This is a genomic window from Chryseobacterium soldanellicola (assembly GCF_900100115.1).
Classification (GTDB): domain Bacteria; phylum Bacteroidota; class Bacteroidia; order Flavobacteriales; family Weeksellaceae; genus Chryseobacterium; species Chryseobacterium soldanellicola.
The window spans coordinates 367,359-393,218 of the sequence record NZ_FNKL01000001.1; the positions used below are offsets into that span (position 1 = coordinate 367,359).

General features: G+C 36.6%; 20 protein-coding genes. 11 read left to right on the forward strand and 9 right to left on the reverse strand.

Going from position 1 to position 25,860, the window contains the following annotated elements:
- The first annotated feature begins 222 nt into the window (after positions 1 to 222).
- From BLT04_RS01570 to BLT04_RS01580, 3 genes are all read left to right on the forward strand, one after another.
- Positions 223 to 2,340 carry a S8 family peptidase gene (locus tag BLT04_RS01570; protein WP_089753017.1) on the forward strand — a complete coding sequence of 706 codons (2,118 nt, stop codon included), beginning with the start codon at positions 223 to 225 and terminating at the stop codon, positions 2,338 to 2,340.
- Positions 2,341 to 2,415: 75 nt separating this feature from the next.
- Positions 2,416 to 4,488, forward strand: a complete 2,073-nt coding sequence (locus BLT04_RS01575) for an alpha-ketoacid dehydrogenase subunit alpha/beta (protein WP_089753019.1) — start codon at positions 2,416 to 2,418, stop codon at positions 4,486 to 4,488.
- 96 nt (positions 4,489 to 4,584) lie between these two features.
- Positions 4,585 to 5,616, forward strand: coding sequence for a bestrophin family protein (locus BLT04_RS01580; protein WP_089753021.1), 1,032 nt, complete (start codon positions 4,585 to 4,587; stop codon positions 5,614 to 5,616).
- A gap of 332 nt (positions 5,617 to 5,948) precedes the next feature.
- Here BLT04_RS01580 and BLT04_RS01585 read toward each other — a convergent pair whose 3' ends face one another.
- The 3 genes from BLT04_RS01585 to BLT04_RS01595 form a co-directional block, all read right to left on the reverse strand.
- Positions 5,949 to 6,953 (reverse strand): glycosyltransferase family 2 protein, encoded by a 1,005-nt coding sequence (locus BLT04_RS01585; RefSeq protein ID WP_089753022.1) that lies wholly within the window; start codon positions 6,951 to 6,953, stop codon positions 5,949 to 5,951.
- Between the two features lie 222 nt (positions 6,954 to 7,175).
- Positions 7,176 to 7,565, reverse strand: coding sequence for a branched-chain amino acid ABC transporter substrate-binding protein (locus BLT04_RS01590; protein ID WP_139166199.1), 390 nt, complete (start codon positions 7,563 to 7,565; stop codon positions 7,176 to 7,178).
- Between the two features lie 80 nt (positions 7,566 to 7,645).
- Positions 7,646 to 8,809, reverse strand: coding sequence for a THUMP domain-containing class I SAM-dependent RNA methyltransferase (locus tag BLT04_RS01595; protein ID WP_089753026.1), 1,164 nt, complete (start codon positions 8,807 to 8,809; stop codon positions 7,646 to 7,648).
- Positions 8,810 to 8,945: 136 nt separating this feature from the next.
- Here BLT04_RS01595 and BLT04_RS01600 point away from each other — a divergent pair, with 136 nt between their 5' ends.
- Entirely contained in the window at positions 8,946 to 9,671 is a 726-nt protein-coding gene (locus tag BLT04_RS01600) for a class I SAM-dependent DNA methyltransferase (RefSeq protein ID WP_089753028.1), read from the forward strand.
- Positions 9,671 to 10,399: a ZIP family metal transporter gene (locus BLT04_RS01605; RefSeq protein ID WP_089754174.1), complete on the forward strand. Its 729-nt coding sequence runs from the start codon at positions 9,671 to 9,673 to the stop codon at positions 10,397 to 10,399. Before BLT04_RS01600 ends, BLT04_RS01605 begins: the two co-directional genes overlap by 1 nt.
- A 94-nt stretch (positions 10,400 to 10,493) precedes the next feature.
- On the opposite strand, the gene BLT04_RS01610 is transcribed toward BLT04_RS01605, so the two are convergent.
- Both BLT04_RS01610 and BLT04_RS01615 read right to left on the reverse strand, forming a co-directional pair.
- Positions 10,494 to 11,870 carry an OmpP1/FadL family transporter gene (locus BLT04_RS01610; protein WP_089754176.1) on the reverse strand — a complete coding sequence of 459 codons (1,377 nt, stop codon included), beginning with the start codon at positions 11,868 to 11,870 and terminating at the stop codon, positions 10,494 to 10,496.
- 54 nt (positions 11,871 to 11,924) lie between these two features.
- Positions 11,925 to 12,950, reverse strand: coding sequence for a prolyl-tRNA synthetase (locus BLT04_RS01615; protein WP_170828397.1), 1,026 nt, complete (start codon positions 12,948 to 12,950; stop codon positions 11,925 to 11,927).
- Positions 12,951 to 13,127: 177 nt separating this feature from the next.
- Between BLT04_RS01615 and proS the strand changes: the two genes are divergently transcribed.
- The 5 genes from proS to dnaJ all read left to right on the forward strand — a co-directional run bounded on the left by proS (position 13,128) and on the right by dnaJ (position 19,814).
- Entirely contained in the window at positions 13,128 to 14,603 is a 1,476-nt protein-coding gene (proS, locus tag BLT04_RS01620) for a proline--tRNA ligase (RefSeq protein ID WP_089754178.1), read from the forward strand.
- Positions 14,604 to 14,731: 128 nt separating this feature from the next.
- Positions 14,732 to 16,036 carry an OmpA family protein gene (locus BLT04_RS01625; RefSeq protein WP_089753033.1) on the forward strand — a complete coding sequence of 435 codons (1,305 nt, stop codon included), beginning with the start codon at positions 14,732 to 14,734 and terminating at the stop codon, positions 16,034 to 16,036.
- A 112-nt stretch (positions 16,037 to 16,148) separates the two neighbouring features.
- The gene (locus BLT04_RS01630; RefSeq protein WP_089753035.1) at positions 16,149 to 17,483 is read left to right on the forward strand and encodes an Nramp family divalent metal transporter; all 1,335 of its coding nucleotides are present in this window, start codon (positions 16,149 to 16,151) and stop codon (positions 17,481 to 17,483) included.
- Between the two features lie 574 nt (positions 17,484 to 18,057).
- Positions 18,058 to 18,594, forward strand: a complete 537-nt coding sequence (locus BLT04_RS01635; protein ID WP_089753037.1) for a nucleotide exchange factor GrpE — start codon at positions 18,058 to 18,060, stop codon at positions 18,592 to 18,594.
- 101 nt (positions 18,595 to 18,695) lie between these two features.
- Positions 18,696 to 19,814 carry a molecular chaperone DnaJ gene (gene dnaJ / locus BLT04_RS01640; RefSeq protein WP_089753038.1) on the forward strand — a complete coding sequence of 373 codons (1,119 nt, stop codon included), beginning with the start codon at positions 18,696 to 18,698 and terminating at the stop codon, positions 19,812 to 19,814.
- Between the two features lie 88 nt (positions 19,815 to 19,902).
- Here dnaJ and BLT04_RS01645 read toward each other — a convergent pair whose 3' ends face one another.
- Together BLT04_RS01645 and BLT04_RS01650 are read right to left on the reverse strand one after the other, a co-directional pair.
- Positions 19,903 to 20,799 (reverse strand): DUF808 domain-containing protein, encoded by an 897-nt coding sequence (locus BLT04_RS01645; protein ID WP_089753040.1) that lies wholly within the window; start codon positions 20,797 to 20,799, stop codon positions 19,903 to 19,905.
- Between the two features lie 176 nt (positions 20,800 to 20,975).
- A complete protein-coding gene (locus tag BLT04_RS01650; protein WP_089753041.1) occupies positions 20,976 to 22,634 on the reverse strand; it encodes a hypothetical protein in 1,659 nt (552 codons plus the stop codon).
- Positions 22,635 to 23,012: 378 nt separating this feature from the next.
- Here BLT04_RS01650 and BLT04_RS01655 point away from each other — a divergent pair, with 378 nt between their 5' ends.
- Positions 23,013 to 23,882, forward strand: coding sequence for an alpha/beta hydrolase (locus tag BLT04_RS01655; RefSeq protein ID WP_089753043.1), 870 nt, complete (start codon positions 23,013 to 23,015; stop codon positions 23,880 to 23,882).
- A 46-nt stretch (positions 23,883 to 23,928) separates the two neighbouring features.
- Here BLT04_RS01655 and BLT04_RS01660 read toward each other — a convergent pair whose 3' ends face one another.
- Both BLT04_RS01660 and prfB read right to left on the reverse strand, forming a co-directional pair.
- Positions 23,929 to 24,639: a DedA family protein gene (locus BLT04_RS01660; RefSeq protein ID WP_089753045.1), complete on the reverse strand. Its 711-nt coding sequence runs from the start codon at positions 24,637 to 24,639 to the stop codon at positions 23,929 to 23,931.
- 73 nt (positions 24,640 to 24,712) lie between these two features.
- Complete coding sequence (prfB, locus tag BLT04_RS01665; protein WP_089753047.1) at positions 24,713 to 25,825, reverse strand: peptide chain release factor 2; 1,113 nt, start codon at positions 25,823 to 25,825, stop codon at positions 24,713 to 24,715.
- Positions 25,826 to 25,860: the final 35 nt, after the last annotated feature.

A 25,860-nucleotide genomic window follows, 5' to 3' on the forward strand; every position in this document is an offset into this window, starting at 1 on the left:
TTAAAATGAAACAGTTGGTATCCTCCATAAACTACAATAATTTCAAATTAAATATTTAATAATCTGAATTAATTTTTTGATTATGTAATAAATACCCGAGAATGGTATTATTTAAGAATAAATTTTATTTTTTACTGATAATTTCTTATACAAAACTCTTATATTATAATTATTTTATATAAATTTGCTTCTTGTACCTAGATTTAATATTTTACTACTGTTATGAAGAAACATTTACTTCTAATAGGCACATTAGCGATTACTTTAGTAAGTGCGCAAAATAATGATGCTTTAAAAAGAGAATTTGAAAGACAAAACAAAGAGAACAGCGCAAAGTTTGACTCTTATGTTGCAAAACGTTACGGAGCCAATAAGTCTCCTGAAGTTTTAAAGGAGATTGAAGAACAAAGAGCAAATTTGGCCGGATTCAGTGGTGATGTTCCTAATTTCTATAAAGCAGATGATCAAAATCAGATTTTAAATAATAATGTTGATGCTTTAACTACTGCAGGTGGTGTAAATGGACTTACAGGTGCTTTTAAAGGTGAAAACATTAAATATACAATATTTGACGGAGGAAGGATTTATGCGGCTCACACAGCATTCAACAATGCAGCAGGAAGAATAACAAACCTGGAAGCTGCAACTAATGCATATAGCGCACACTCTACAGGTGTTGCAAGTATTATCGGAGCTAAATCTTCTCCGTTATCAGCAACAAGCAACGGAGTACAAATTACTGGAAATGCTATGGGAATTGCGTTGAACTCGACAATGGATTCTTACAGATTTGCAACGACAACATTACCGGGTAATACAACAACAAGCACGGTTTTTGATAAAATTATAGCTGCTCAGCCTAAAATTTCAAACCATTCTTATGGAGTAAATGCTGCCTGGGATTATAAAACTACAGCAGACGGATATCCGGTTAACGGATGGTACTGGGGAGGAAATTATATTTCCGGAAACAATTATGATTTGATGGGAACTTATTACGGAAATGATCAAAATTATGATGCTATCGTATATAATAACCCTTCTTATACAATTGTAAAATCCGCAGGAAACTATTTTGATTATGGCCCTGGATTTGGAGGTACTTCAACTACAGGCTATTATTATAACGGAACTGGGTTTACCGCTTATCCAGACGGGTTGGCACCTCCTACCAACTGTTCTCAAGGATTTGACTGTATCGGATATGGATCTCTGGCTAAAAATATTATTGTTGTAGGTGCTACAGACATTATTACGACTAATAATTATAGATATCAAATTCCTGATGATGTGATGAGATCTAGCTATAGCAGTGCAGGACCAAGAGATGACGGTGGTATTAAACCGGATATTGCTGCTCCGGGTACTGATATTTGGATGGCTTCAACTGCAGAAAATACCACAGGAAGTGTTGCCTGGCAAATTAACAGCGGAACCTCTATGTCTGCCCCTCAAGTAACAGGCATTATCGGTCTTTGGATGCAGATTTATAAATCATTATTCAACAATGCTGAGCTTAATGCAGCTGCAGCTAAAACATTAATGGTACATTCAGCATCAGAAGCAGGAAATGTAGGACCAGACCCATGGTACGGCTGGGGATATATCAATGCTAAAAAAGGAGCTGAATTATTAGTTGGAAAATCTAATAACACCATTATATTCAATAATGAAACTTTAACAAGTGGAACTCCAAACAAAAAAGTAGTAAAAGCTACAGGAACTGAACCTTTAAAAGTTACAATTTCCTGGATAGACCCTGAATATGTTGTTAGCTCAAACTTATGGTCAGACCTATATAACAACAGAGTTTCAAGACTTGTTAATGATTTAGATTTAAGAATTATCGATACTGTTACCAATACGGTGTATTATCCTTGGAAATTAAATGCTACAAGCCCTATGACTCCCGCAACCAAAGCAGATAATACGGTGGACAATGTTGAGCAAGTTGTAATTGACGCTCCTGTTGCAGGAAGAAACTACAGAATTGAAATTTCAAATAAGGGAACTTTAAAAAACAATACCGGCGCAAACGCTCCTCAGAACTACTCTATTATTACAACAGGTTATACAGAACAGGTTTTAGGAACAGGAGAAATCGCTAAAGATGGCGGTATCACTATTGCTCCGACTCTTACAAAAGATTTTGTAAAAGTATTGAAAGCTCCTAAAAAATCAACTTTCAACGTGTATGAGTTATCTGGTAAAAAATTACAAAGTGGCGTAATCAATAGTGATGAGGCAAGCGTAGACTTATCTTCTTACACTAAAGGAATTTACATCATCGAAGTAAAAACCGATAAAGACACTGTTTCTAAAAAAGTTATCAAAGAATAATGTATAAATAAATAGATATATTACAAAATACTAACGCTTGTTAGTATTTTGTTTTTTTATGTATATTTGCTTCCTATGGAAAATACACTTCACGAAAAAGTTTCTCAAGATATATTACTTAAGGCTTACAACCATATGATGCTTGCCAAGGCTATGGCAGACATCTACGAAGAAAATAGAAATGTTTGTAAATATGTTCATAGCACTTCAAGAGGTCATGAAGCGATTCAGTTGGCGACTGCTTATCAGCTTAAAAAAGAAGACTGGGTTTCTCCTTATTACAGAGACGAAAGCATTCTTTTAGGGATCGGTTTTGAACCTTATCAATTAATGCTTCAATTATTGGCAAAAGCTGACGATCCGTTTTCCGGCGGCAGATCATATTACTCGCATCCTTCGAGCAGAGATGAAAATATGCCTAAAATCATTCATCAGAGCTCGGCAACAGGAATGCAGACCATTCCGACAACGGGAGTTGCTCAGGGAATTAAATATATCCAGGATTTTGAATTACAGAATTTCGAAAATAATCCGGTCGTAGTTTGCAGTCTTGGGGACAATTCTGTTACAGAAGGTGAAGTGAGTGAGGCGTTACAATTTGCTGCTTTGCATCAGCTTCCTATCATTTTTCTTGTTCAGGATAATGAGTGGGGAATTTCTGTAACCAAAGAAGAAGCTAGAACGTGTGATGCTTACGATTTCGTGGCAGGTTTTGTAGGATTAGGCAGAATGAGAGTTGACGGAACAGATTTCGTTGAAAGCTTTGAAGTAATGAAAAAAGCTGTTGATTTTGTACGAACTGAAAGAAAACCTTTAGTTGTTTGTGCAAAAACAGTTCTTATTGGCCACCACACTTCAGGAGTAAGAAGAGAATTCTATAGGGATGAAGAAGATTTAACAAAACACAGAGCAAAAGATCCGGGAGAAATCCTTAGAAAGCAATTGCTTGAATCCGGTGCTGATGAAGAATTATTAAAGCAAATCACGAAAAAGGCAAGATTAGAAGCAGAAGAAGCTTTTGAAAGAGCGCAAAATGCAGAAGATCCTAAGCCTGAAACCGTAATGCAGCATATTTTCGCACCAACTCCGATCACCGAAGAAGTTGGAACCCGTGAACCTGAAGGTGGCGAAAAAATCGTCATGGTAGACGCCGCGATTCACGCGATTCAGGAGATTATGTGGAAACATCCGGAAGCCTTACTTTACGGTCAGGATGTTGGTGAAAGAATCGGTGGAGTTTTCCGTGAAACGGTGACTTTAGGTAAAAAATTCGGAAGCAAAAGGGTTTTTAATACAGCGATTCAGGAAGCGTATATCATTGGTTCTACGACGGGAATGAGCGCGGTGGGTTTAAAGCCAATTGTTGAAGTACAGTTTGCAGACTATATCTATCCGGGAATCAATCAGTTAATCACTGAAATTTCCAAATCAAACTATTTAAGCAACGGGAAATTTCCTGTAAGCAATATCATCAGAGTTCCCATTGGAGCTTACGGCGGCGGCGGACCTTACCACAGCGGAAGTGTTGAAAGTATTTTAGCCAATATCAAAGGAATTAAAATCGCATATCCAAGCAATGCAGCGGACTTTAAAGGGTTATTAAAAGCAGCCTATTATGATCCGAATCCAGTGGTAATGCTCGAGCACAAAGGTCTTTACTGGAGCAAAGTTCCTGGAACCGAAGACGCAAAAACGATCGAGCCGGCAGAAGATTATGTCCTACCTTTCGGAAAAGGAAAAATCATCATCGAAGCTGATAAAGAACAAACCGAAAAAGGCAGAACTTTATTGGTTGTCACTTACGGAATGGGGGTTTACTGGGCAAAAGAAGCTGCGAAAAGCTTTAACGGAAGAGTTGAAGTGATCGATTTAAGAACCTTAATTCCTCTTGATGAAGAATTGGTTTTCGAAAGAGTAAAAGCTCACGGAAAATGCATCGTTTTAACGGAGGAACAGTTAAATAATTCATTCGCTGAAGCCTTTGCACACCGTATTTCTAAAAACTGCTTCAAATATCTGGATGCTCCGGTAGAAACAATGGGATCTCTTGATACTCCGGCCGTTCCGATCAACTTAATTTTAGAAAAGGAAATGCTTCCAAATGCAGAAAAGCTTTCTATTAAAATTGAAGAAATGTTGAAATATTAAAATATATAAAACCAAACCTCTAAAATTTTTAGAGGTTTTTTTGTGCTCTTTTTTATAATTTTTAATAACTTGAGTCGGCAAATCCCATAAACACTTATGATTACTACAAAATATGTCAATTACAAACAGGTTTTAAACTTATCGGGGTATCATTTGATCTGGATCTCGGTTTGGTGTACGTTGATCGCTATCCTATTTTATTTTTTCAACTGGCAGTGGATGACCATTCCCTGGGTTCCGGTTGCGCTGATCGGTACGGCAGAAGCTTTTTTGGTGGGTTTTAAAAATAATCAGGCGTATGACAGACTTTGGGAAGCCCGAAAAATCTGGGGCGGAATTGTGAATTCCAGCCGTTCATTTGCAGCCATGGTTTACGCTTTTGACACCGAAAATGAGGAAATGGGCGCTTTTGAACTCGAAGACCGAAGAAAAAAAATCGTTTACAGACATATAGCGTGGTTGTACACGTTTCGTGAACAACTTTTGGTTCCTACGGAATGGGAGCACATCAGCCACGAAGATGAAAGCTTTAAAAATATCGATCATAAGCGTAACAGACTGATTAGAGCAGGATTTCCCGATTACGGAAGAACTCCTATCTTTTTACATAAATATCTTTCAGAGGAAGAATTGGAACAACAGTCTGATTATAAGAATTTTGCGACCTTTTTGATTTCAAAACAGGCAAAAGAAATTAACGAATTAAAGAACAGCAAAGTCATTTCTGATTTCAATCAAATGCAGCTCCAAAACTGTTTAAATGAGTTTTATAACTTTCAGGGACAAGCTGAAAGAATCAAAAAATTTCCTTCGCCAAGACAGTTTGCCAGTACAGCATTCGTTTTTAATATTCTTTTTATTACTTTACTTCCGTTAGGCTTAGTGAATGAATTTGCAAAATTGGGAGATTGGGGAATCTGGACCTCCATCCCTTTCTGCATCATTATCGGGTGGATTTATATCATTATGGAACTTGTGGGCGATTATTCCGAAAACCCTTTTGCAGGCCTGATGTTTGACGTTCCGATGCTTTCAATTTGCCGTACAATAGAAATTGATCTCCTTCAAATCATTGGTGAGAAAGATCTTCCAGAACCTATTTCATCTAAAAACGGAGTTTTGATGTAAGGAAGATGAATCGTCAATAAAGTGAATTGTGAATTTACATACAGCCGGAAAAAAATTGACTATTGACAATTCATTTTTTTAAATTCATTTCTCGCGTCGCTGTCATTGCGAAGAGCGAAGCGATGAAGCAATCTCATTACACTTTCATTACTACACTCTCATCCTCCACAGCGTTTGTCATTCCGTAGGAATTTAGACTCATTTTATAGAATTAATTATGTGATAATAGGTGTTGAGATTCCTACGGAATGACAAACGCTGTGGAAGCTACATGAAAAATAATGTTGAGATATTCTTTCTTCGTCAGAATGACAAACTGCATAACAGAAAAATTACTTTTTATGAAAATGACTCGGAAACGCATCCTCCGGCTTCATTCTGAAAATATTGAGCAAAATCCATGATTTTAAGAAACCATATCCGTAAGAAAACATTTGAATATACGTGGAAATCACCGCCATTCCTGCAATACTGATATTTTTAGTTACAATCAACGCATGAAAAAGAACCATAAAAGTATACAGACCATAAAGTGCCAGAATAAAGCCTCTCCCAAGTGCAAAATATTCTATAAAACCCATTACATAGCCTAATAAAAATAAGGTCGGAAAACCAAAAGATATTTTCACATAATTAGGATGTCTTTGATTCAAAATCGGTCTTGCACAGCCAAACTGATAAATTTGCTTTGAAAATTTTCCAAAATCCACCCTGCGTTTGTGATATACAGCTATATCGTCAAAAAATGCTGTCGTAAAGCCATTTTCCCAAAGCGTCATCGACAAATCGGGGTCCTCTCCTATTCTCATCTCTGAAAATCCGCCTATCTTTTCAAAAACTTCTTTTTTTACCCCCATATTAAAGCTTCGGGGCTGAAATTTTGAAACCGATTTTTTATTGCCTCTGATTCCTCCCGTTGTAAAAACCGACGTCATGGAATACGAAATTGCCTTCTGCATCAGATTAAAGCCTTTATGCGCCTTATCTGCGCCTCCAAAAGCATCACATGGTATTTTAACAATATCTTTTTTGATATTTTCAATATAATCTTTTTCTACAATAACGTCGCTGTCGACAAAAACAAGCCATTCATTTTCAGCTCTTTTGGCTCCGTAATTTCTTGTCAAACCCGGTCCGGAATTATCTTTCCGGAAGTATTTTACATTTAAAATTTCTTCAAAATTCCTGATTGTAGGTTTAAGGTCGATCAACGAACCATCATCCACGATAATGATCTCAAAATCTTTATCGGTTTGTTGGGTAAGCGAATTTAATAACTCAAAAAGCTCATCTTTTCGGTTAAAAATAGCAACGACGATGGAAATTGTTGGTCTCAAATTGAAAATTTTTCAAAATTAATTATTCGCGAAGGAATCCGCAAACAGTTTAAGATAAATTATAGAACGGAAAATTATCCAAAACAATATGCGGAAGATAAAATGGTTCCGGATTAAGAAAAAATTACTTATTTTTTATAAACCTAACTTTTATCAGCTTGAAATTTTTAAACAAAACAAATTTGGGCGAGTTTTTTCTTCGTTAAATAATGAAATGAAATTTTAAAATAATCCTGATTTAAAGTATAAACATAAAACCGAAGCAGTAAAAAAAGCAATTAATGAGGTACAGAAAAACAACATTGAAAAGAAACTTTTAAAAGAAAAAGATTCCAAAAAATATATTGCAAGACAAACTGTTGAAGTTATAAAAATACCGATCAATATAGCAATTACAATGGATTGAAAAGGATTCTGAACAGGTAAAGGATCTCTTAAAACCCAAAATAACAATCCGGAGCTTATTAAAATTAAAACCAAACTTATTTTTTCTATAACATACTTTGGCTTCTTTTTTTTGATCAGAGATTCATCCTTTTCAAAATCAGGAGCAGCATTACTGAGTAACTCTAAAGCGCTGGAAGCTGCATCGAAAAAATCAAAAAAATCCAAAGGCATAAATAAGTTTTATAAAAATTGAATATACAAAATAAAACCTTCCAACATATGGAAGGTTTTTTATTTAAATATTTCTACTGATTTTCTAGTTTATGCACTTTCTTTGTTCCCTCATACATTTCATACTGTAAAAATCTAGTTTCTAATTTTCCGTTAAAGAGCTTAATTTTTCTTGACGGGCGAAGGCCTATTTTTTTCACTGCTTCAAGATCGGAAGAAATCAACCATGCTAAAGTATTCGGATAGCTTGTTTTAAACGTATCTCCTATTTTCTTGTAAAAATCATCATCATTAATTGAAATTCTCTCATCATAAGGTGGATTAAACACCATCAATAAAGGAAAAAGTTCTTTTTTAGTCTCAAAGAAATCCTGTTTTCTTACTTCGATAATATCTTCCATTTCAGCAGCCTCAATGTTGGTTCTTGCTGCATTCAGCATTCTTGCATCGATATCGTAGCCTATGATTTTGCCTGTAAATTCTTTAATTCTGCCGATTCTTACTTCTTTAATTTTTGTAAATAACTCGTAGTCATAATTTTTCCAGTTTTGAAAGGCAAATCTTCTTCTGAAAATCTGGGCCGGAAGATCCAGCGCGATCATTGCAGCTTCAATTAAAAGCGTTCCTGAACCACACATCGGATCAAGGAAATTGCCTTTTCCGTCCCAACCTGCCAATTGCAGCATTCCGCTTGCCAGAACTTCGTTGATCGGGGCCTCACCCTGCTCTTTTCTGTAGCCTCTTTTGAATAAGGGATCACCCGAAGAATCCAAAGAAATTGTTACCAATTCTCTGTCGATGTGAAGGTGAAATTTGATGTCCGGGCTTTTCGGTTCTACATTAGGTCGTTTTTTAAATTTTTCCTGAAAATAATCCACAATTGCGTCTTTCATTTTCAAAGTTACGTATTGTGAATGCTTAAAAGTCTCGGAATTTACTGTTGCATCAATCGCAAAAGACTGATCAACATCCATAAACTGTTCCCATTCGATTTTAAAAAGCTTGTCGTAAAACTGATGCTGATTAAAGGCTTTAAATTCCAGGATAGGAACTAAAATTTTTAAAGCAGTTCGCGAAGAATAATTAATTTTATACAAAAACCCTAAATCACCTTCACAATTTACTGCGCGGTTTTTAACTTCAACATTTTTTCCGCCTAATTTTTTGATTTCTTCTGATAAAATTTGCTCTAGTCCGAAGAATGTTTTTATCTGAATCTGAATATTTTCTGTGTTCATAAGTAATAATTAAAAGATTTAATGATTTAAATATCAGAGTATTACAGACTCAATTTTTCAATTAATTGAATCTTTCAATGCTTTAATCTTTAAAATACTTTGCTTTTAACCGCACAAATTTAGTTATTTTTGCATTATGGAATGGTTTGAATCTTGGTTTGATACACCTTATTATCATTTGCTTTATAGTAACAGAGACTATACGGAGGCAGAAAATTTTATTACAAAACTTACTGCGGAGCTTCAACTGCCCCCTTCATCTAAAATTATTGATTTAGCTTGCGGAAAAGGAAGACACTCTGTTTTTCTTAATAAACTGGGCTATGATGTATTAGGGCTCGACCTTTCGAGACAGAGTATAGAATTCGACAAACAATTTGAAAATCAGACTCTTATATTCAACGTTCATGATATGCGAAATCCGATCGATGCAGATCCGATGGATGCAGTTTTTAATCTTTTTACAAGCTTCGGATATTTTGATAATGAAAGTGATGATAAAAAAGTGTTTCAATCTGTTTATAATGTTCTAAAGCCGGGAGGATATTTTGTTCTGGATTATCTGAATGAGGAATATGTGCGAAAAATAATCGCTCCGGAATCCATTATTAAACGTGGAGATATTGAATTTAAAATCTGTAAAAAAATCGAGGGCAGACACATCGTTAAAGATATTCAATTTGAAGCAGACGGAAAACCTTACCATTTCTTTGAAAAAGTAAAGCTTCACACGCTGGAAGCCATTAATTCTTATGCTACAGAATGCGGTTTTGAAAGAATAAAAATCTGGGGAGACTATCAGTTGAACGAATTTAATAAAGAAACTTCACTTCGTTGTATCAATTTATTTAAGAAAAAATGATAACAGTACTTTTACTGATTTTCAGTGTCATTGCGGGTGTATTTCTTGGAAAACATTTCGGTAAAAAAGAGAAGCTGGCGAAAAATCTCCTGATTTTAAGTGCCGGATTTTTAATTACCATTTGTTTAAATGAAGTATTTCCACAGGTTTACAATTCTGAATTGAGCAGCAGCAATCTTGGCATTTTTGTCATTGCAGGAGTGCTTTTGCAAATGATTCTGGAAGCATTGACCAAAGGCTTTGAACACGGGCATTTTCACCATCATAGCGATCATAATATCCTTCCTGTTGCTTTAATGGTGGGATTATTTGTTCATGCTTTTATTGAAGGAATTCCTTTAGCCAACGAAGAACATGCACTTTCGCCTTATCTTTTGGGAATTGTTTTTCATAATATCCCGATCTCGTTTATTTTGGGAGCATTTTTATTCAACAGAAAAGAGGGAAGCAAAACACCATCTTATCCTTCATTATTAATTGTGGCATTATTTGCGTTGGCTTCTCCGTTGGGAATGTTGCTGGGTAATTATTTTAATCCTGATTTACAACCTTATTTCTTAGCCATCGTTGGAGGTATTTTCCTGCATATTTCTTCCGTTATTATCTTTGAAAGCAATAAAAACCACAACATCGACTGGATAAAAATAGGACTGGTGATTGTAGGTGTTTCTTTAGCCTTAATGATGCATTTGTTCCATGATCATTCACAGATGGGGCATTATCATTAAATTCTTATAAATCTAAATAATTATAAAAAATAAAAGGCTCCGGATCTTCGATCCGGAGCCTCAATTTAATCACTCATTACACTAAATCTGGAGTTTAGAACTTCCAGCCAAATGTAAGAAAGAAGTTATTTCTGATATTTTTTACGTCTGATACAATGTAAGCGTCGCTTGTCATGTATTTTGTCGCTGAATAATATGCAGAATCAATTCCGTTAGCAGGATCCTGAACACCTCTCATGAAAGGATTGCTGTATTTTGATGAAATATTCTGATACGCTGCATCTACATAGAATGATTTGAAATCATATCCTATACCGAAAGACAACGCGTTTCTGTCACTTAAAATAAGGTTGTCGTAATTTTGATCAATTACATCGCCCATATCTGTGTATCTGCTGATATTAACCGCATCCAGAGGATTGGAAGCATAAGAATATCCGCCTCTCAATCTGAATTGTTTAATTCTATACTCGGCACCTACTCTCACTTCTGATTGGTTTTTTGAGAAATCTTTGAAGAAATCATTCAGTTCTCTTTCTGCCTCGCCGTAAACTTTATACTTAGATCTCGTTAAGCCAAGAGTATAATCTACATTTAATGAGAAATTTTTACTCGCTACAAACGCAGCGCTCACCGTAGCTTTTAAAGGTGTCGTAAGCTTTCTGTTTTCAAGGCCGATATCGTCGCCGAAATCAGGGTCGTTGTAGAAGTTGTAGCTTCTGTCAATATTCCAGAACGTCGGAGTTTCTAAGGCTGCTCCTAATCTGAAGTTCTTGCCTAATTTACCAATCACCCCTAATGATGCTGAAAAACCGTTCGCTCTTTCATAATAGGGAGTATTTTGTTTGCTAAAAAGCTCTGTTCCTCCTAAACTGGAAGTAAAAGCCGCAGTATCTGATTGATCAATAGATGTATTGAAGAAGTTTAATCCTGCTCCGATATAAAAGACGTGATTATAATTTGCCCCAACTCCGACACTTGTTTTAGATACACTTCCATATCTGTCATAAGCATGTCTGTTATAAGTTAAGCTCTGATCAGGATAATCATAAATCAAATTACTGTTTCCCGGAGTTTCAACATAGTTTTCAATCGATTGGTTAGAGAAGTTTACCCCAACATTGATGAATTTCCAAGCACTTTCAGTCATCAGCTGAAAAGTCATCACACCACCTACATTTCCAAGATCTCCTTTTGTGATGTCATATTCACGGGATGAGCCTGCCAGAGAAGATGTGTTTTTATTATTTAAAATAGATAAAGTTCCTGAAATTTCCCCTGAAATAGCAACCCCCAAACCTGCAGGGTTCGTCAGCAAGGAGCTTGCGTCACCTCCCAACGCTCCGTTTGCGCCTCCCATCGCATTAAACTTGGAAGAGCCCATCAGCGGAGCGTTTGAATATACATCTAAAGAATTTCTAATAATGGAAACATCTTGAGCCTGCGCAAAAAATGCGGCAGAAATACTCATTATTACTAAAGAATTTTTTAACATTATTTTTTGAATAGTTATTAAGTTTTAAAATTATCTGCCACCTCTGAAGCCACCGCCTCCACCGCCGCCGGATCTGAAACCGCCACCGCCGCCAGAAGAACCTCCTGATCTGAAGCCGCCACCGCCGCCGCTGTTAGAATTAAATCCACCTGATGATCTGAAACCACCGTCATTTCTATAATTTGGCTGCTGTTGTGGCTGTTGATAATTATAATTTTGCTGAGGTCTTCTGTAACCGGATTGATTTCTGAAACCACCATTCATGTTTCCGTTTCCTTGTCTGAAACCGCCACTGCTGTTACTTCCTCTGAAGCCTCCCTGACCTTGTCTAAAGTTGCCATTGCCCTGTCTGAAGCCGGAATTATTTGTATTTCCTTGTCTGAATCCCGAACCACCAGTTCTGAACCCTGAATTATTTCCTGTTTTATTGGTAAAACCTCCGTTGTAACTGTTGAAACCTCTTCCTGACGCACCACTTCTTCTGTAATTACCCCAGTATCCGGTACCATAATATCCACCCCAATAAGGGTATCCGTAGCCATAGCCGTAATATCCACCCCAGAACGGATCATAGTAACCGCCCCAATAAGGTGAGTATCCCCAGCCCATATTCCAGCCCCATGAATTACCCCAGCCCCATGAAAGACCAAGACCCCAGCCCCAGCCTCTGTTCATTCCCCAATATGGGCTGTAACCGTACCATCCCCAAGGTGATCCCCAGGAATTATCATAATAATTAACTTGAGAGCCTGCAAAATTACCCCAGTCTGAATCTGTGGCATTTCCGTTTCCGTTGTAATCATTCCATGAATCATATTTGCCTTCATTGGAATTGGCTTCAGCATTTTGAATAAGATTTGAATCATCCTGATAATAATCATAATATTCTCCTACTCTGTTGCCTTCGTTACCATTAATGATTACTCCTTCAGGTAGCGTATCTTTATTCGGGTCGTAATAAACCCCGTCAGTCTCACTGTACCCTCCCATTTGAGCACCACAAGACATAAGCAATAATCCGCCTGCTATTGCCAAAACCCCTTTGGATTTTAACATACCAAGCAAATTTTTATGTATATTTCTTTTCATGATAACGTAAAAATTTTTAATTTAAATTATATTTGCAATCTGTACCAAAAATGTACCAAAACACGGGTACAAAAATCTATCAAAAATAGATTTTTATTTTTAGATAACAATAATAGCAAAAAGTTAAAAAAATTAAAAAAAATAATGGCAAAATTAACCTCAAGAAGCGAAGATTACAGCAAATGGTATAATGAGTTGGTTGTAAAAGCCGATTTAGCTGAAAACTCAGGAGTAAGAGGATGCATGGTGATCAAACCATATGGCTATGCAATCTGGGAGAAAATGCGTGATGAAATGGATAAAAAATTCAAAGAAACAGGTCACGTTAATGCTTATTTCCCGCTTTTTGTGCCCAAAAGCTTGTTTGAGGCTGAAGAAAAAAATGCTGAAGGTTTTGCTAAAGAATGTGCAGTTGTCACGCATTACAGATTAAAAAACGATCCTGATAATCCCGGTAAGCTGATTGTGGATCCTGATGCTAAACTGGAAGAAGAGCTGATCGTTCGCCCTACATCAGAAGCGATTATCTGGAGCACTTATAAAAACTGGATTCAGTCTTACAGAGATTTACCTATATTAATTAACCAATGGGCAAATGTTGTACGTTGGGAAATGAGAACCCGTTTATTTTTAAGAACGGCAGAATTCTTATGGCAGGAAGGTCACACCGCTCACGCTACAAAAGATGAAGCGATTGAAGAAGCTGAAAAAATGAATAAAGTATATGCAGATTTTGCAGAAAACTTTATGGCAATGCCTGTAATCCAAGGGATAAAAACACCTTCTGAAAGATTTGCAGGAGCTGACGAAACGTATTGCATTGAGGCATTAATGCAAGACGGAAAAGCACTTCAGGCAGGAACTTCTCACTTTTTAGGACAAAATTTTGCGAAAGCTTTCGATGTAAAATTCACGAATAAAGAAGGAAAAATCGAGCACGCCTGGGCAACATCTTGGGGAACTTCAACCCGTTTGATGGGAGCTTTAATTATGACGCATTCAGATGATTTCGGATTGGTATTGCCTCCGACATTGGCACCGATTCAGGTGGTGATTGTTCCTATTTTTAAAGGGGAAGAGCAATTAGCAGAAATCAGTGAAGTTGCTTTAGATATTCAGGCTAAATTAAGAGCAAAAGGTATTTCTGTGAAATTCGACAATGATACCCAAAACAAACCGGGCTGGAAATTCGCAGAATACGAATTAAAAGGTGTTCCGGTAAGAATTGCAATGGGACCAAGAGATTTAGAAAACAAATCTGTAGAAATTGCCAGAAGAGATAATTTAACGAAAGAAACTCATTCTATTGACGGACTGGATTCTTATATCGATGAGTTATTGAAAACAATTCAGAAAGATCTTTATACTAAAGCCGCAAGCTTCAGACAAGACAACATTACCAAAGTTGACAATTTTGATGAATTTAAGAAGGTTTTAGAGGAAAAAGGAGGATTTATCTATGCTCATTGGGACGGAACTGCCGAAGAGGAAGAGCAGATCAAAGAACAGACAAAAGCTACGATCAGATGTATTCCTTTGGATGATGATATTGAAGAAGGTGTTTCTTTAATTTCGGGAAAACCATCTAAAAGACGAGTTTTATTCGCAAAAGCATATTAAAATTCAACTTGATAAAATTGATAAATCTTTAAAAATTCATGTAATTTTTAAAGATTTTTTATTTAAAAATGAGATTTGGACAGATTTTTGTTTAAATTTATAACACATTAATCTCAAAATAATTTATTATGTCTTTAAATGTCATTGATTTAATTAAAGGGCAATTAGGTCCCGCTTTGGTATCTCAGGCTGCATCGCAGTTTGGAGAAAGTGAATCAGGTATTTCAAAAGCTATTGGAGGCTTACTGCCTGCAGTTGTTGGCGGATTAGCAAATAATTCAGACAATCCGAATGTTTTGGATGCAATCTCAAATGCGTCGTCAAACGGAATGTTAGGGAATTTATTGAACGGATCAAATAATTCTGTGATCTCCGGTTTATTAGCGTCAATTTTTGGTGATAAGATCAGCGGAATTGTAAACGCTATTGCAACCTATGCAGGAATTAGCAATAATTCTTCAAGTTCTTTGCTGAATATGGTTACCGGCGCTACCGTAGGAACTATCGGAAAATATGCGGCTGATAATAACCTGGACAAGTCCGGGATTTCAAACTTATTGAATGACCAAAAAGGGATTGTTTCCGGCTTACTGCCTGCAGGACTCTCCCTGGCTTCGTTAAATATCGGAGATTGGGATTGGGCTAAAGGCTACAAGTTTGACAATGATAACGATACAATAAAAACAACTTCTCATGAAGAACCGAAAATCGAGGTTACAAGAAGCACAACACCTACAGGCACATACCCTGAAAAAAATAACGACAGCGGAGGCTCAATCTGGAAATGGTTGCTTCCTCTATTGCTTTTAATTGCCGTTGGTTATTTCCTTTGGAAGCAATGCGAGAAAAAAGAAACAACGACAACAACTACTGTTGCAGACTCATCAAAAGTAGCGACTGATACAGCGACTGCAGTAGCTCCTGCAGATACAGCCGGAACAGCGGTAACTACCTCAAAAGTTGATGAAAATATTGACTTAAACGGTACAGCTCTTAAAGGCTACAAAGGCGGATTGGAAGATCAGATGATTACATTCTTAAAGTCAGACGGCTATAAAAATGCTGCAAACGATGACGCTTTAAAAGATAAATGGTATGATTTTGACCATGTAAACTTCAAATCAGGAAGCGGAAACCAATTGGAAGCGGGATCAGAAGGCCAGTTACAGAATTTAGTTGCTATTTTAAAAGCTTATCCTGATGCCAAAATTAAAATCGGCGGTTATACAGACAAAACAGGAAATGAAGCTGTAAACTTAAAAATTTCTAAGGAAAGAGCTAATTTTATTAAAGACTGGCTAGGAAAACAAGGCGTTGGAGCTCAGGTTTTGGATGCTGAAGGATACGGAAGCCAATTTGCTAAAGTTGATGCAGCCGCATCTGATGCAGAAAGAGCGTCTGACAGAAAAATGTCCGTAAGATTTGCAAAATAATCTTTAGACTGAATAAAAATAAGTCCCGGAAAGTAATTTTCGGGATTTTTTCTTTTCATTACTGTTATATATTCATTTATTTAATTAAATTTGTTAGTCATTTCTAACATTTATGAATTTGAAATTAAAAAGCGCTTGGCGTAAAGATAAAACATCCCATTCTCTATCAGAAGTTTACTCTTCTGTCAAAGTTCCAAAAGGCGGAAGCTTTTGGAGAAAATACCTGGCTTTTGCAGGTCCCGGCTTGATGGTTGCCGTAGGTTATATGGATCCGGGAAACTGGGCCACAGATATTGCGGGAGGTGCACAATTTGGATATACTCTTCTATCTGTTATTTTAATTTCTAATATTTTTGCGATGGTTTTACAGCATTTGTCTGTAAAATTGGGAGTTGTTGCCGAAAGAGATCTGGCTCAGGCTTGCAGAGATCATTTTGGCCCGAAAACCAACTTTATGCTTTGGATTTTCTGTGAAATAGCCATTGCAGCCTGTGATCTCGCAGAAGTTATAGGTTCTGCCATTGCTTTAAATTTGCTTTTTCATATTCCGTTGACCTGGGGAATTGTAATTACAACAGTAGATGTTCTGGTTATTCTTTTACTTCAGTCAAAAGGCTTCAGATGGATCGAAAGCATCGTTGGCGGATTGATTTTCATCATTCTGGCCTGTTTTATTTATGAAATTGTAATTTCTCAGCCTGCCATCAACGAAATGCTGGGAGGATTGGTTCCAAAAGCAGAAATCATTCAAAATCCGGCAATGCTTTATATTGCCATCGGAATTTTAGGCGCGACTGTAATGCCTCACAACCTCTATTTGCACAGCAGTATTGTGCAGACAAGAGATTACACCCGTGACAGAGAGGGGAAAAAAGAAGCCATAAAGTTTGCCACTTTAGACAGTACGGTTTCTTTGATGCTGGCATTTTTCATTAATGGGGCAATTCTGATTTTAGCCGCTGCAACCTTTCATATAACAGGAAATAAACACGTTGCGGATATTCACGATGCTTATAAAATGCTTACTCCTATTTTGGGTGCTTCAATGGCAAGTATCGCTTTTGCCATTGCCTTATTGGCATCAGGGCAAAATTCTACATTAACAGGAACTTTAGCCGGACAAATCGTAATGGAAGGCTTTTTAAATATCAGATTAAAACCTTGGCTAAGGCGTTTGATAACGAGATTAATTGCCGTAATTCCTGCATTAATTGTTGCTATTTTGTATGGCGAACAGGGAACAACCGAATTACTGGTATTAAGTCAGGTAATTTTGTCGATGCAGTTGAGTTTTGCGGTGGTGCCTCTGGTTATGTTTACCAGCGACAAAGCAAAAATGGGCGAATTTGTCAACAAACCATTTTTAAAAATCTGTGTCTGGATTATTTCATTTGTCATTATTATTTTAAACCTTTATCTGTTGTATCAGACCTTTTTCGGGGAATAATTTTAAAGTGAATGGTGAATCGGCAACAGTAAATTTTACCATCACCCACGGGAAAATTGACAACAAAATGAATTGATAATTCACCATTGACTATAAAAATTAGAAGCTATTTCCCGCTTTCCGTTGCAATCTTTTTTTTCAAAAAAGGATTTTCTCTACAATCGGGGCTAGGATTTTTGTCGTCTTCTCAATCTATCTCAATTAATTAGACGTCATGTTGGGCGGTTAACTTAGTGTTTTAATATCTTTATGCGTAAAGAGATTGCCGTATCATTTTCCTAGCCCAGATTGCAGCATTTGTCTGAGCTCATTTTTTATATTTCGGCGGCGGCTTTGCCGCCGCCGCCGAAATATAAAAATAGCGAGTGCGGAAAGCTGGAAATTGCTTCTAAAAAAATAGAGTGAATTGTCAATTCTCAATTCTCAATAGTGAACAGTGAACAGTGAATAGTGAATTTAGGCCGGAAAAATTGACCATTAACAATTGGCTATTCTCTGCAAATTCTGCCTTAATGTCTCAATTTTTTCTTTGGCAGAATCTTTGACTAAGAATAGAGAAAATAAATATTGAATTATGGATAATCAGGATATCAACGAAGAAAGCATCAATAATCAAGAAGAAAACAACATTCAGAACGAAGCTCCTTCGGAAGACAATGTGACAGCTCAACCTTCTGCAGAAGAACTTTTGGCAGAAGAAAAAGACCGTTACATCAGACTATATGCTGAATTTGAAAATTATAAAAAAAGAACTTCAAAGGAAAAGATGGAATTCTTCCAATATGCAAACCAGGACATGATGGTTTCTATGCTTGGCGTTTTGGATGATTTTGAAAGAGCAATTAAAGAAATCGCTAAAAACGGAAATCCTTCTGATTTACAAGGTGTTGAATTAATTTACAACAAATTCAAAAATAAATTAACGGAGAAAGGATTAAAGCCTATGGAAGTAAGAGCCGGAGACAGCTTTAATGTAGATTTCCATGAAGCAATTACTCAAATTCCTGCACCATCAGATGATTTGAAAGGTAAAATCGTAGATGTAATCGAGACAGGATATACTTTAGGAGATAAAGTAATCCGTTTTGCAAAAGTAGTAACAGGAAATTAAAATTAAATGATAAATGATGAGAGATAATTGATAGGCAGCAAGCGATAAGCCGGAAGCAACGGTATCAATTATCATTTATCGATAATCAATTATAAAAAGACATGTCAAAAAGAGATTATTACGAGGTTCTTGAGATCAGTAAATCTGCCTCAGCCGACGAAATAAAGAAAGCCTACCGCAAAATGGCGATTAAATTTCACCCTGATAAAAATCCGGGAGATAAAGAAGCCGAGGAAAGCTTTAAGGAAGCTGCAGAAGCTTATGAGGTATTGAGTGACGAACAAAAACGCGCAAGATACGATCAGTTTGGCCATGCAGGTGTTGGCGGAAGCGGCGGCTTTGGTGGCGGAGGTTTCGGCGGCGGAATGAACATGGAGGATATTTTCAGTCAGTTTGGAGATATTTTCGGTGGTGGCGGTTTTGGAGGATTTGGTGGCGGCGGTGGCCGTCAGCAAGTGAAGGGTTCTAATTTAAGAATCAGAATCAAGCTGAACCTTGAAGAAATGGTCAACGGAACGCAAAAAACTATTAAGGTAAAAAAAATGAAGATGGCGGAAGGCGCCACTTCAAAAACCTGTCCTACCTGTGGCGGTTCCGGTGTGCAGATGAAGGTTATGAACACCATGTTCGGTCAGATGCAGACCCAGACTACCTGTGGAACCTGTCAGGGAATCGGAAAAGTGGCAGATAAAATCCCTGCCGGAGCAAATGCGCAAGGTTTGGTAAAAGATGAGGAAGAAATCACGATTAACATCCCTGCCGGAGCAAGAGACGGAATTCAATTAAATGTAAGAGGAAAAGGTAATGACGCGCCTTTTGGAGGAATTCCCGGAGATCTTTTGGTGATTGTTGAGGAAGAAATTGATAAGGTAATTAAAAGAGAAGGCGATAATCTTCATCAGGAATTATATATTTCGTATGCAGAAGCGGCGTTGGGAACTAAGAGAGAAGTTCCGACAGTTGGTGGAAAAGTAAAAATCACCGTTGATGCAGGAACACAATCCGGAAAAATCTTAAGATTGGCAGGAAAAGGTTTACCAAGCATTGACAGCTACGGCAAAGGTGATATGTTTATTCACATCAATGTCTGGACACCGCAAAAGCTTACAAAAGATCAAAAAGATTTCTTTGAAAAGCAAATGGCAAGCGGAGAAATGGTTGCAGAACCTTCCGGAAAAGAAAAAACTTTCTTTGATAAAGTGAAAGATTTATTCAACTAAAAATAGATAAAGAGGCTTTTATAAGTCTATTTATTAAAAAATATCCGGCTTCAAGAATTGAAGCCGGATATTTTATTATTATCAACTTCTATTTACGTTTAACTAAAGAAACAGCTCCTTTACCTATCGTAAAAAGAGCCACTGCTGCTAATCCTCCGGCAAGTCCAAAAATAATTTCTTTTAAAATAAGAAGGATCTCATTCGAAGACCAAGTTGGTAAAATATGATGAAGATACTCTACTCTATGGGCAAAAATGCCACCAGCTACCATAATCAGAGCAATCGTCCCGATTATGCCTAAAGCCTTAATAACAATTGGCAAAGCCTTCACTAATAGATGTCCGAGCTTTCCGAAGAATCCCTTATCATTACTTTTTCTGATTAATTTAAATCCTGCATCATCCATCCTTACGATAAGAGCAACAATTCCGTAAACTCCTACAGTAGCAATAAATGCAACTAAACTCGTTACTAAAATTTGTGTAATGAAAGGATGGCTTTCTTCCAATACTGTTCCCAAAGCAATAATTACAATTTCAATCGATAAAATAAAGTCCGTCATAATTGCGGATTTTATTTTTGATTTTTCTATTTCTTCAGAACTTTTTTCCGTATCAATTTCTTCTACCACTTCATGACCTTCTTTAGAACGGTGAAAAAGAAATTCTAGAATTTTTTCAACGCCTTCAAAGGCTAAATATAATCCTCCAAGAATCAATACATAATTAATGGCAGGAGCGTACAGCCAGTTGAGCAAAAATACAATAGGAAGAATGATTAGCTTATTAATAAAAGATCCTTTCATGATTGCCCATAAAACCGGCAATTCTCTTGAAGAAAGAAAGCCTGTGGCTTTTTCAGCATTTACTGCAAGGTCATCACCGAGTATGCCTGCTGTTTTTTGGGTTGCTATCTTACTTGTAACCGCCACATCATCCATCAAAGCTGCGATATCGTCCAAAATCGCGAAAAAACCAGATGCCATATTTTAAGATTTTTTTAATATCTGTTAAGTTTAGCAAAAATAACTATTTAATTCTTTTTTTAATAATTTTAAATTCAATGATTTTTAAATAATCAATATAAATAATCTTCTTTAATATAAAAAACGACCTTCATTTAAGAAGGCCGTCATATGGAATTTATTATTTGAAAATTTTGTTACTGTGCAGTAGCATTACAAATCACAAGTTGCGCAGCTGTGCCATTAAAAGAAGGCTGTACACTACCACCTAATGTATTAGGTAAACCATTGTGAGTAATGGTAAGCGTAGTAAAGTATGCTCCTCCTGCCTGAATTTTAAGACCTGTATTCCTTCTGACACCACTTGTAGATGCAGATACTGTATTTCCTGATATGCTGTGAGCACCCGCAGCACAATAAGCTGTTGTCGTTAATGTTGGCGAAAAAGAAGCTCCGCCCCCATTTTGAGCAGTAAATGTTACCGCCTGGCCACTATTCAATTCGCTTAAGAAAATCTCTACATCTTTTACCGGTCTGCTAAAAGTGAAAGTAGTTGTTGTAGCAGTTGCAGATCCGTTCCAGCCTAATGCCCATGAAGTTGCAAAATCTACTTGTGCTCCTCCTCCTGCACAATTTGTAATCTGGCTATTATTTGTGCTGCCAGTATGGGTTGCTGATATAGAAACATTTAACCCGCTTATTGTAAATGAATTAGGTACATCTGCAGGACCTATATCACAAATTGTCAACGGTGCAGTCCCAAAATTAATACTTCTGCCACTACAATTACTGCTTCCCAGGTTAAAATTATAATTAAAGCTTCCAGAATTTGAAGGTGTTCCTGTCGCTGTAAGAGTAATATTCTGATTTCCTAATGCCGTGAAAGTACCTGACCCACTGAAGCTGATACCATTTGCTGTATTGCTTGTAGCTGACCATGCTCCTAGCTGTGTAACATTTACAGTAAGAACAACTGTATTACTGCTATTCATGGCCATACCTTGCTGATAAGTCCCATTTAAAGTTGTTGTTGTACAATTAGTAATTGTTGCAACACCTCCTCCATTACTGTATGTTATAGGACGGGTACATGTACTGTTTCCTAAAGTATAAGTATAATTAAACGTGCCGCCACTTGAAGCTGTACCTGTTGCAGTTAACGTTATATTCTGATTTCCTAAAGCTGTAAAATTACCTGAACCGCTGAAGGTTACTCCATTCATACTATTACTCGCAGCTGACCATGCTCCCAATTGAGTAACATTTACGGCAAGAACCACTGTATTACTACTATTCATGGCCATACCCTGCTGGTAAGTACCACTTAAAGCTGTTGTAGTACAATTGGTAATTGTAGCTACCCCGCCTCCATTTGAGTTACTACAGTTTCCTATCCATTCTGTAGCATTCCAGTATTGAAGACAATGAATGTCGAGATTATAAATCACCAAACCTTCAGGCTTAGGAGTAATACCATCTCTTTGCACGGTTGACATTCTTGGAGGCAATAGCCCTTTGGATGTGCTTGCCATTTCAATTAACGCAGATGGCGATGGCGTTACAGTTCCTATTCCAAGGTTTCCTGTATTTTGTAGTACCATTGCCGGTGCTCCTGTAGGAGAAGAAGAAGCATGAAACTGAAGTGTGTTAGGGCTTATCCCAAATCCGTAGAAATAATTTCCTGATGACGTGTTATAAATGGCAAGTTTTTTACCTTTTACATCGTTAATATCAATTCCAGAGTTTGTTCCCAAATCTAGTGTGCCATGTGGTGTAGGTGTACCAATTCCCACTTGAGCATTTAAACGAATAACCGAACCTAATAATAGAAGGGTTATTAATAAAACTTTTTTCATATGTGTGTTTAAAAATAATTTTTACAAAATTACAAAAATAATGATTAATACAAATTAAATTTTGCATTATACGCAATTTATTATATACTTTATTAATTTTAATGTAATAAAAACCATAAAAAATGATTTCTTATTATAATTTTTCTTATTTCACCAATATGTTAAAAAATTTTTGATGCAAAAAAAAGATAAATAATGAAAAACATTCTCCTAAAATCATCTAAAATTATATGTCTAACTGGTAAATAAGCATAAGACTGATTAAATTAAATTCTAAAACCTATTAATTAAAGCCATCATTTATATATATTATTCAATGCTGTAAAAAGTCATCTTATATATAAATATTTTAAAGCTAATTTTTCGTAAATTTAATCTATGAAAAAGCTTATTCTCAGATATCATTTTTTTGTTTTAGGATGTATCGGCTTTTTATTAAATTCATGTAATTCAAGATTCAGAGTTTGGATGGGGACCAACAATCAGCAGAAAATTTATAATCTCAAATATGGAGAGCACAAAAGACAGAAAATGGATATTTTTCTGCCTTCAGATTATCAGAAAGAGGCTCCTGTCGTTCTGATCGTTCACGGTGGTGCCTGGAAATACGGCCGTAAGGAACATATGATACAAATTCAGAAGATGTTGTTTGAGAATAATATCCCAAGCATTAATATGAATTACAGGCTGGTTTCAACATCAAAAAAAATTACTTATAAAGAGCAATTGGAAGATATTAGTTCCGCTATTGTAAAATTTAATTCTTTGGCTGAAAAAGCAGAGCTGGAGCCCGACAATTACATTATTCTCGGCGAGAGCGCCGGCGGACATCTGGCTTTATTATATGGATACCAAAACTCTGAACAGATTAAAAAAATCATCTCTCTGAGCGGACCGACAGATTTTTATTCTCCGGAATACTTACATTCTTTTTACTCAAAATATAGTTCTCCGACTATTCAAAAAGTGGTGGGCACAAAGTTTGACAGAAAAAATTTGTCTGAAGAATTCAAAAAGGCGAGTCCGATCTACAATATTACCCATGTTCCTACTCTTTTATTTCAGGGAAATACTGACTTTCTGGTGAATCAGCATCAGGGTTTAGCTTTAGATTCAGCTTTAACAGCACAAAATATTCCTCATAAATTAATCTTCATGGAAAATACAGGTCATGCGCCAAGGTTTTTCAATAAAAAGAAAAGAGACCGTATTATTTATCCCAATATTCTTGAATGGATAAAAAAATAACCCGCTCCAAAAGCAGGTTACAGTATATTTTACATTTATTTTTAAATTATTTTTCTTCTCCGTCTCCGAAATCGTGATTTTCATATTTAGAAAAATCTTCTTTCTTCCCGAATAAAAATTTAATGATAACCGGCAACGTAGTTACTAAAACGATAACAATGATGATGAGCTCCAGCTTCTTTTTAAGGTCAATTCCAAACTGGTCCATAAATAATTTATCCAGATAATGCCCTGCAAAAATCAACAGGAAAGACCAAAGCACGGCTCCGATGATGTTATCACGTAAAAATTCTTTTTTATTCATCCTTACAATTCCTGCAACGATAGGGGTAAAAGTTCTTACCACAGGTAAAAATCTTGCCATAATAATTGCCAAAGCCCCATTTTTTTCAAAGAAATCGTGTGCCTGATAGAGATATTTCTTTTTAAATAAGAAAGAATCCTGTCTTTTATATAGTGCGGGCCCTGTTTTGTGACCAAACCAATATCCTACCTGATTCCCGATGATCGCAGCAAAAGCAATTGAGCTTGCTAAAATCGTTGTATCCAGGAAATCGCTTCCTGTAGAGCCAAAAGTTTTAGAAATAATATCTACCGCATAAATTCCCGATACAAAAAGTAAAGAATCTCCCGGTAAAAAAAATCCTACAAAAAGACCGGTTTCAGCAAAAATAATAAATAAAATAAGCCAAAACCCACCCATATTGATATAAAACTCGGGGTTTAATAAATCTTTCCAACTATTGAATCCTTCCATACGTATTGATAAGTAACAAAAATAAGCTTAATAAACTTCAAAAGGAAATTAATTATAAGATTTTAACTAAAAATTAAAGATCGAAATCATCATCCGAAACAGCCGTGCCATCCGCCATCAGGAAAGCTTTGAGAAACGGAGTAAGATTTCCGTTCATTACAGCATCGACATCTGATGTTTCGTAACCTGAGCGTACGTCTTTTACCAATTTATAAGGATGCATCACATAATTTCTGATCTGGCTTCCCCATTCGATCTTCATCTTATTGGCTTCGATCTCGTTACGGGCTTTCAGACGTTCTTCCAATTCCATTTCGTAGAGCCTTGAACGAAGCAGCTGCATCGCTTTTTCCTTATTTTGAAGCTGTGAGCGTGATTCTGAGTTTTCGATGATAATTCCTGTCGGTGCGTGGCGAAGACGCACGGCCGTTTCTACCTTGTTGACGTTCTGGCCTCCCGCTCCAGAGCTTCGCATCGTTTCAAATGAAATATCGGCAGGATTAATATTAATCTCGATTGTATCATCCACCAAAGGGTAAACGTACACCGAAACGAAACTTGTATGGCGCTTTGCATTAGAATCAAAAGGCGAAATCCTTACCAACCGGTGAACCCCGTTTTCCCCTCTCAGATACCCAAAAGCAAATTCTCCCTCGATTTCTAAGGTTACGGTTTTTATTCCTGCAACATCACCTTCCTGGTAGTTTAATTCTTTGATTTTATATCCCTGCTTTTCCGCCCACATGGTGTACATTCTCATAAGCATTGAAGCCCAGTCGCAACTTTCTGTGCCACCCGCCCCTGCCGTGATCTGAATAACAGCAGAAAGCTCATCACCTTCATTAGAGAGCATATTTTTAAACTCAAGGTCTTCGATTTTTTCAACTAACTGAGGAAATGTTTCATCCAATTCTTTCTCAGAATCGGGATCTTCTTTTGCAAATTCAATTAAAACCTGCAAGTCTTCAAACTGGCTGTTGATCTCGTCATAACTTTCCACCCACTTTTTCTTAGAACGAAGCTGTTTCAGGAAAGCTTCAGCCGTTTTTGGATTGTCCCAAAATTCCGGAGCAGCGGTTTTTTCATCATCATTGGCAATTTCTATCTTCTTTTTATCGATCTGAAGATATTTATGTAAGTCATTAATCCTGGACTGAACTTCTTTTATCTGGTCGTTGTTGATCACAAAATTTTATTTTTTACAAAAATAGCAATTTTATT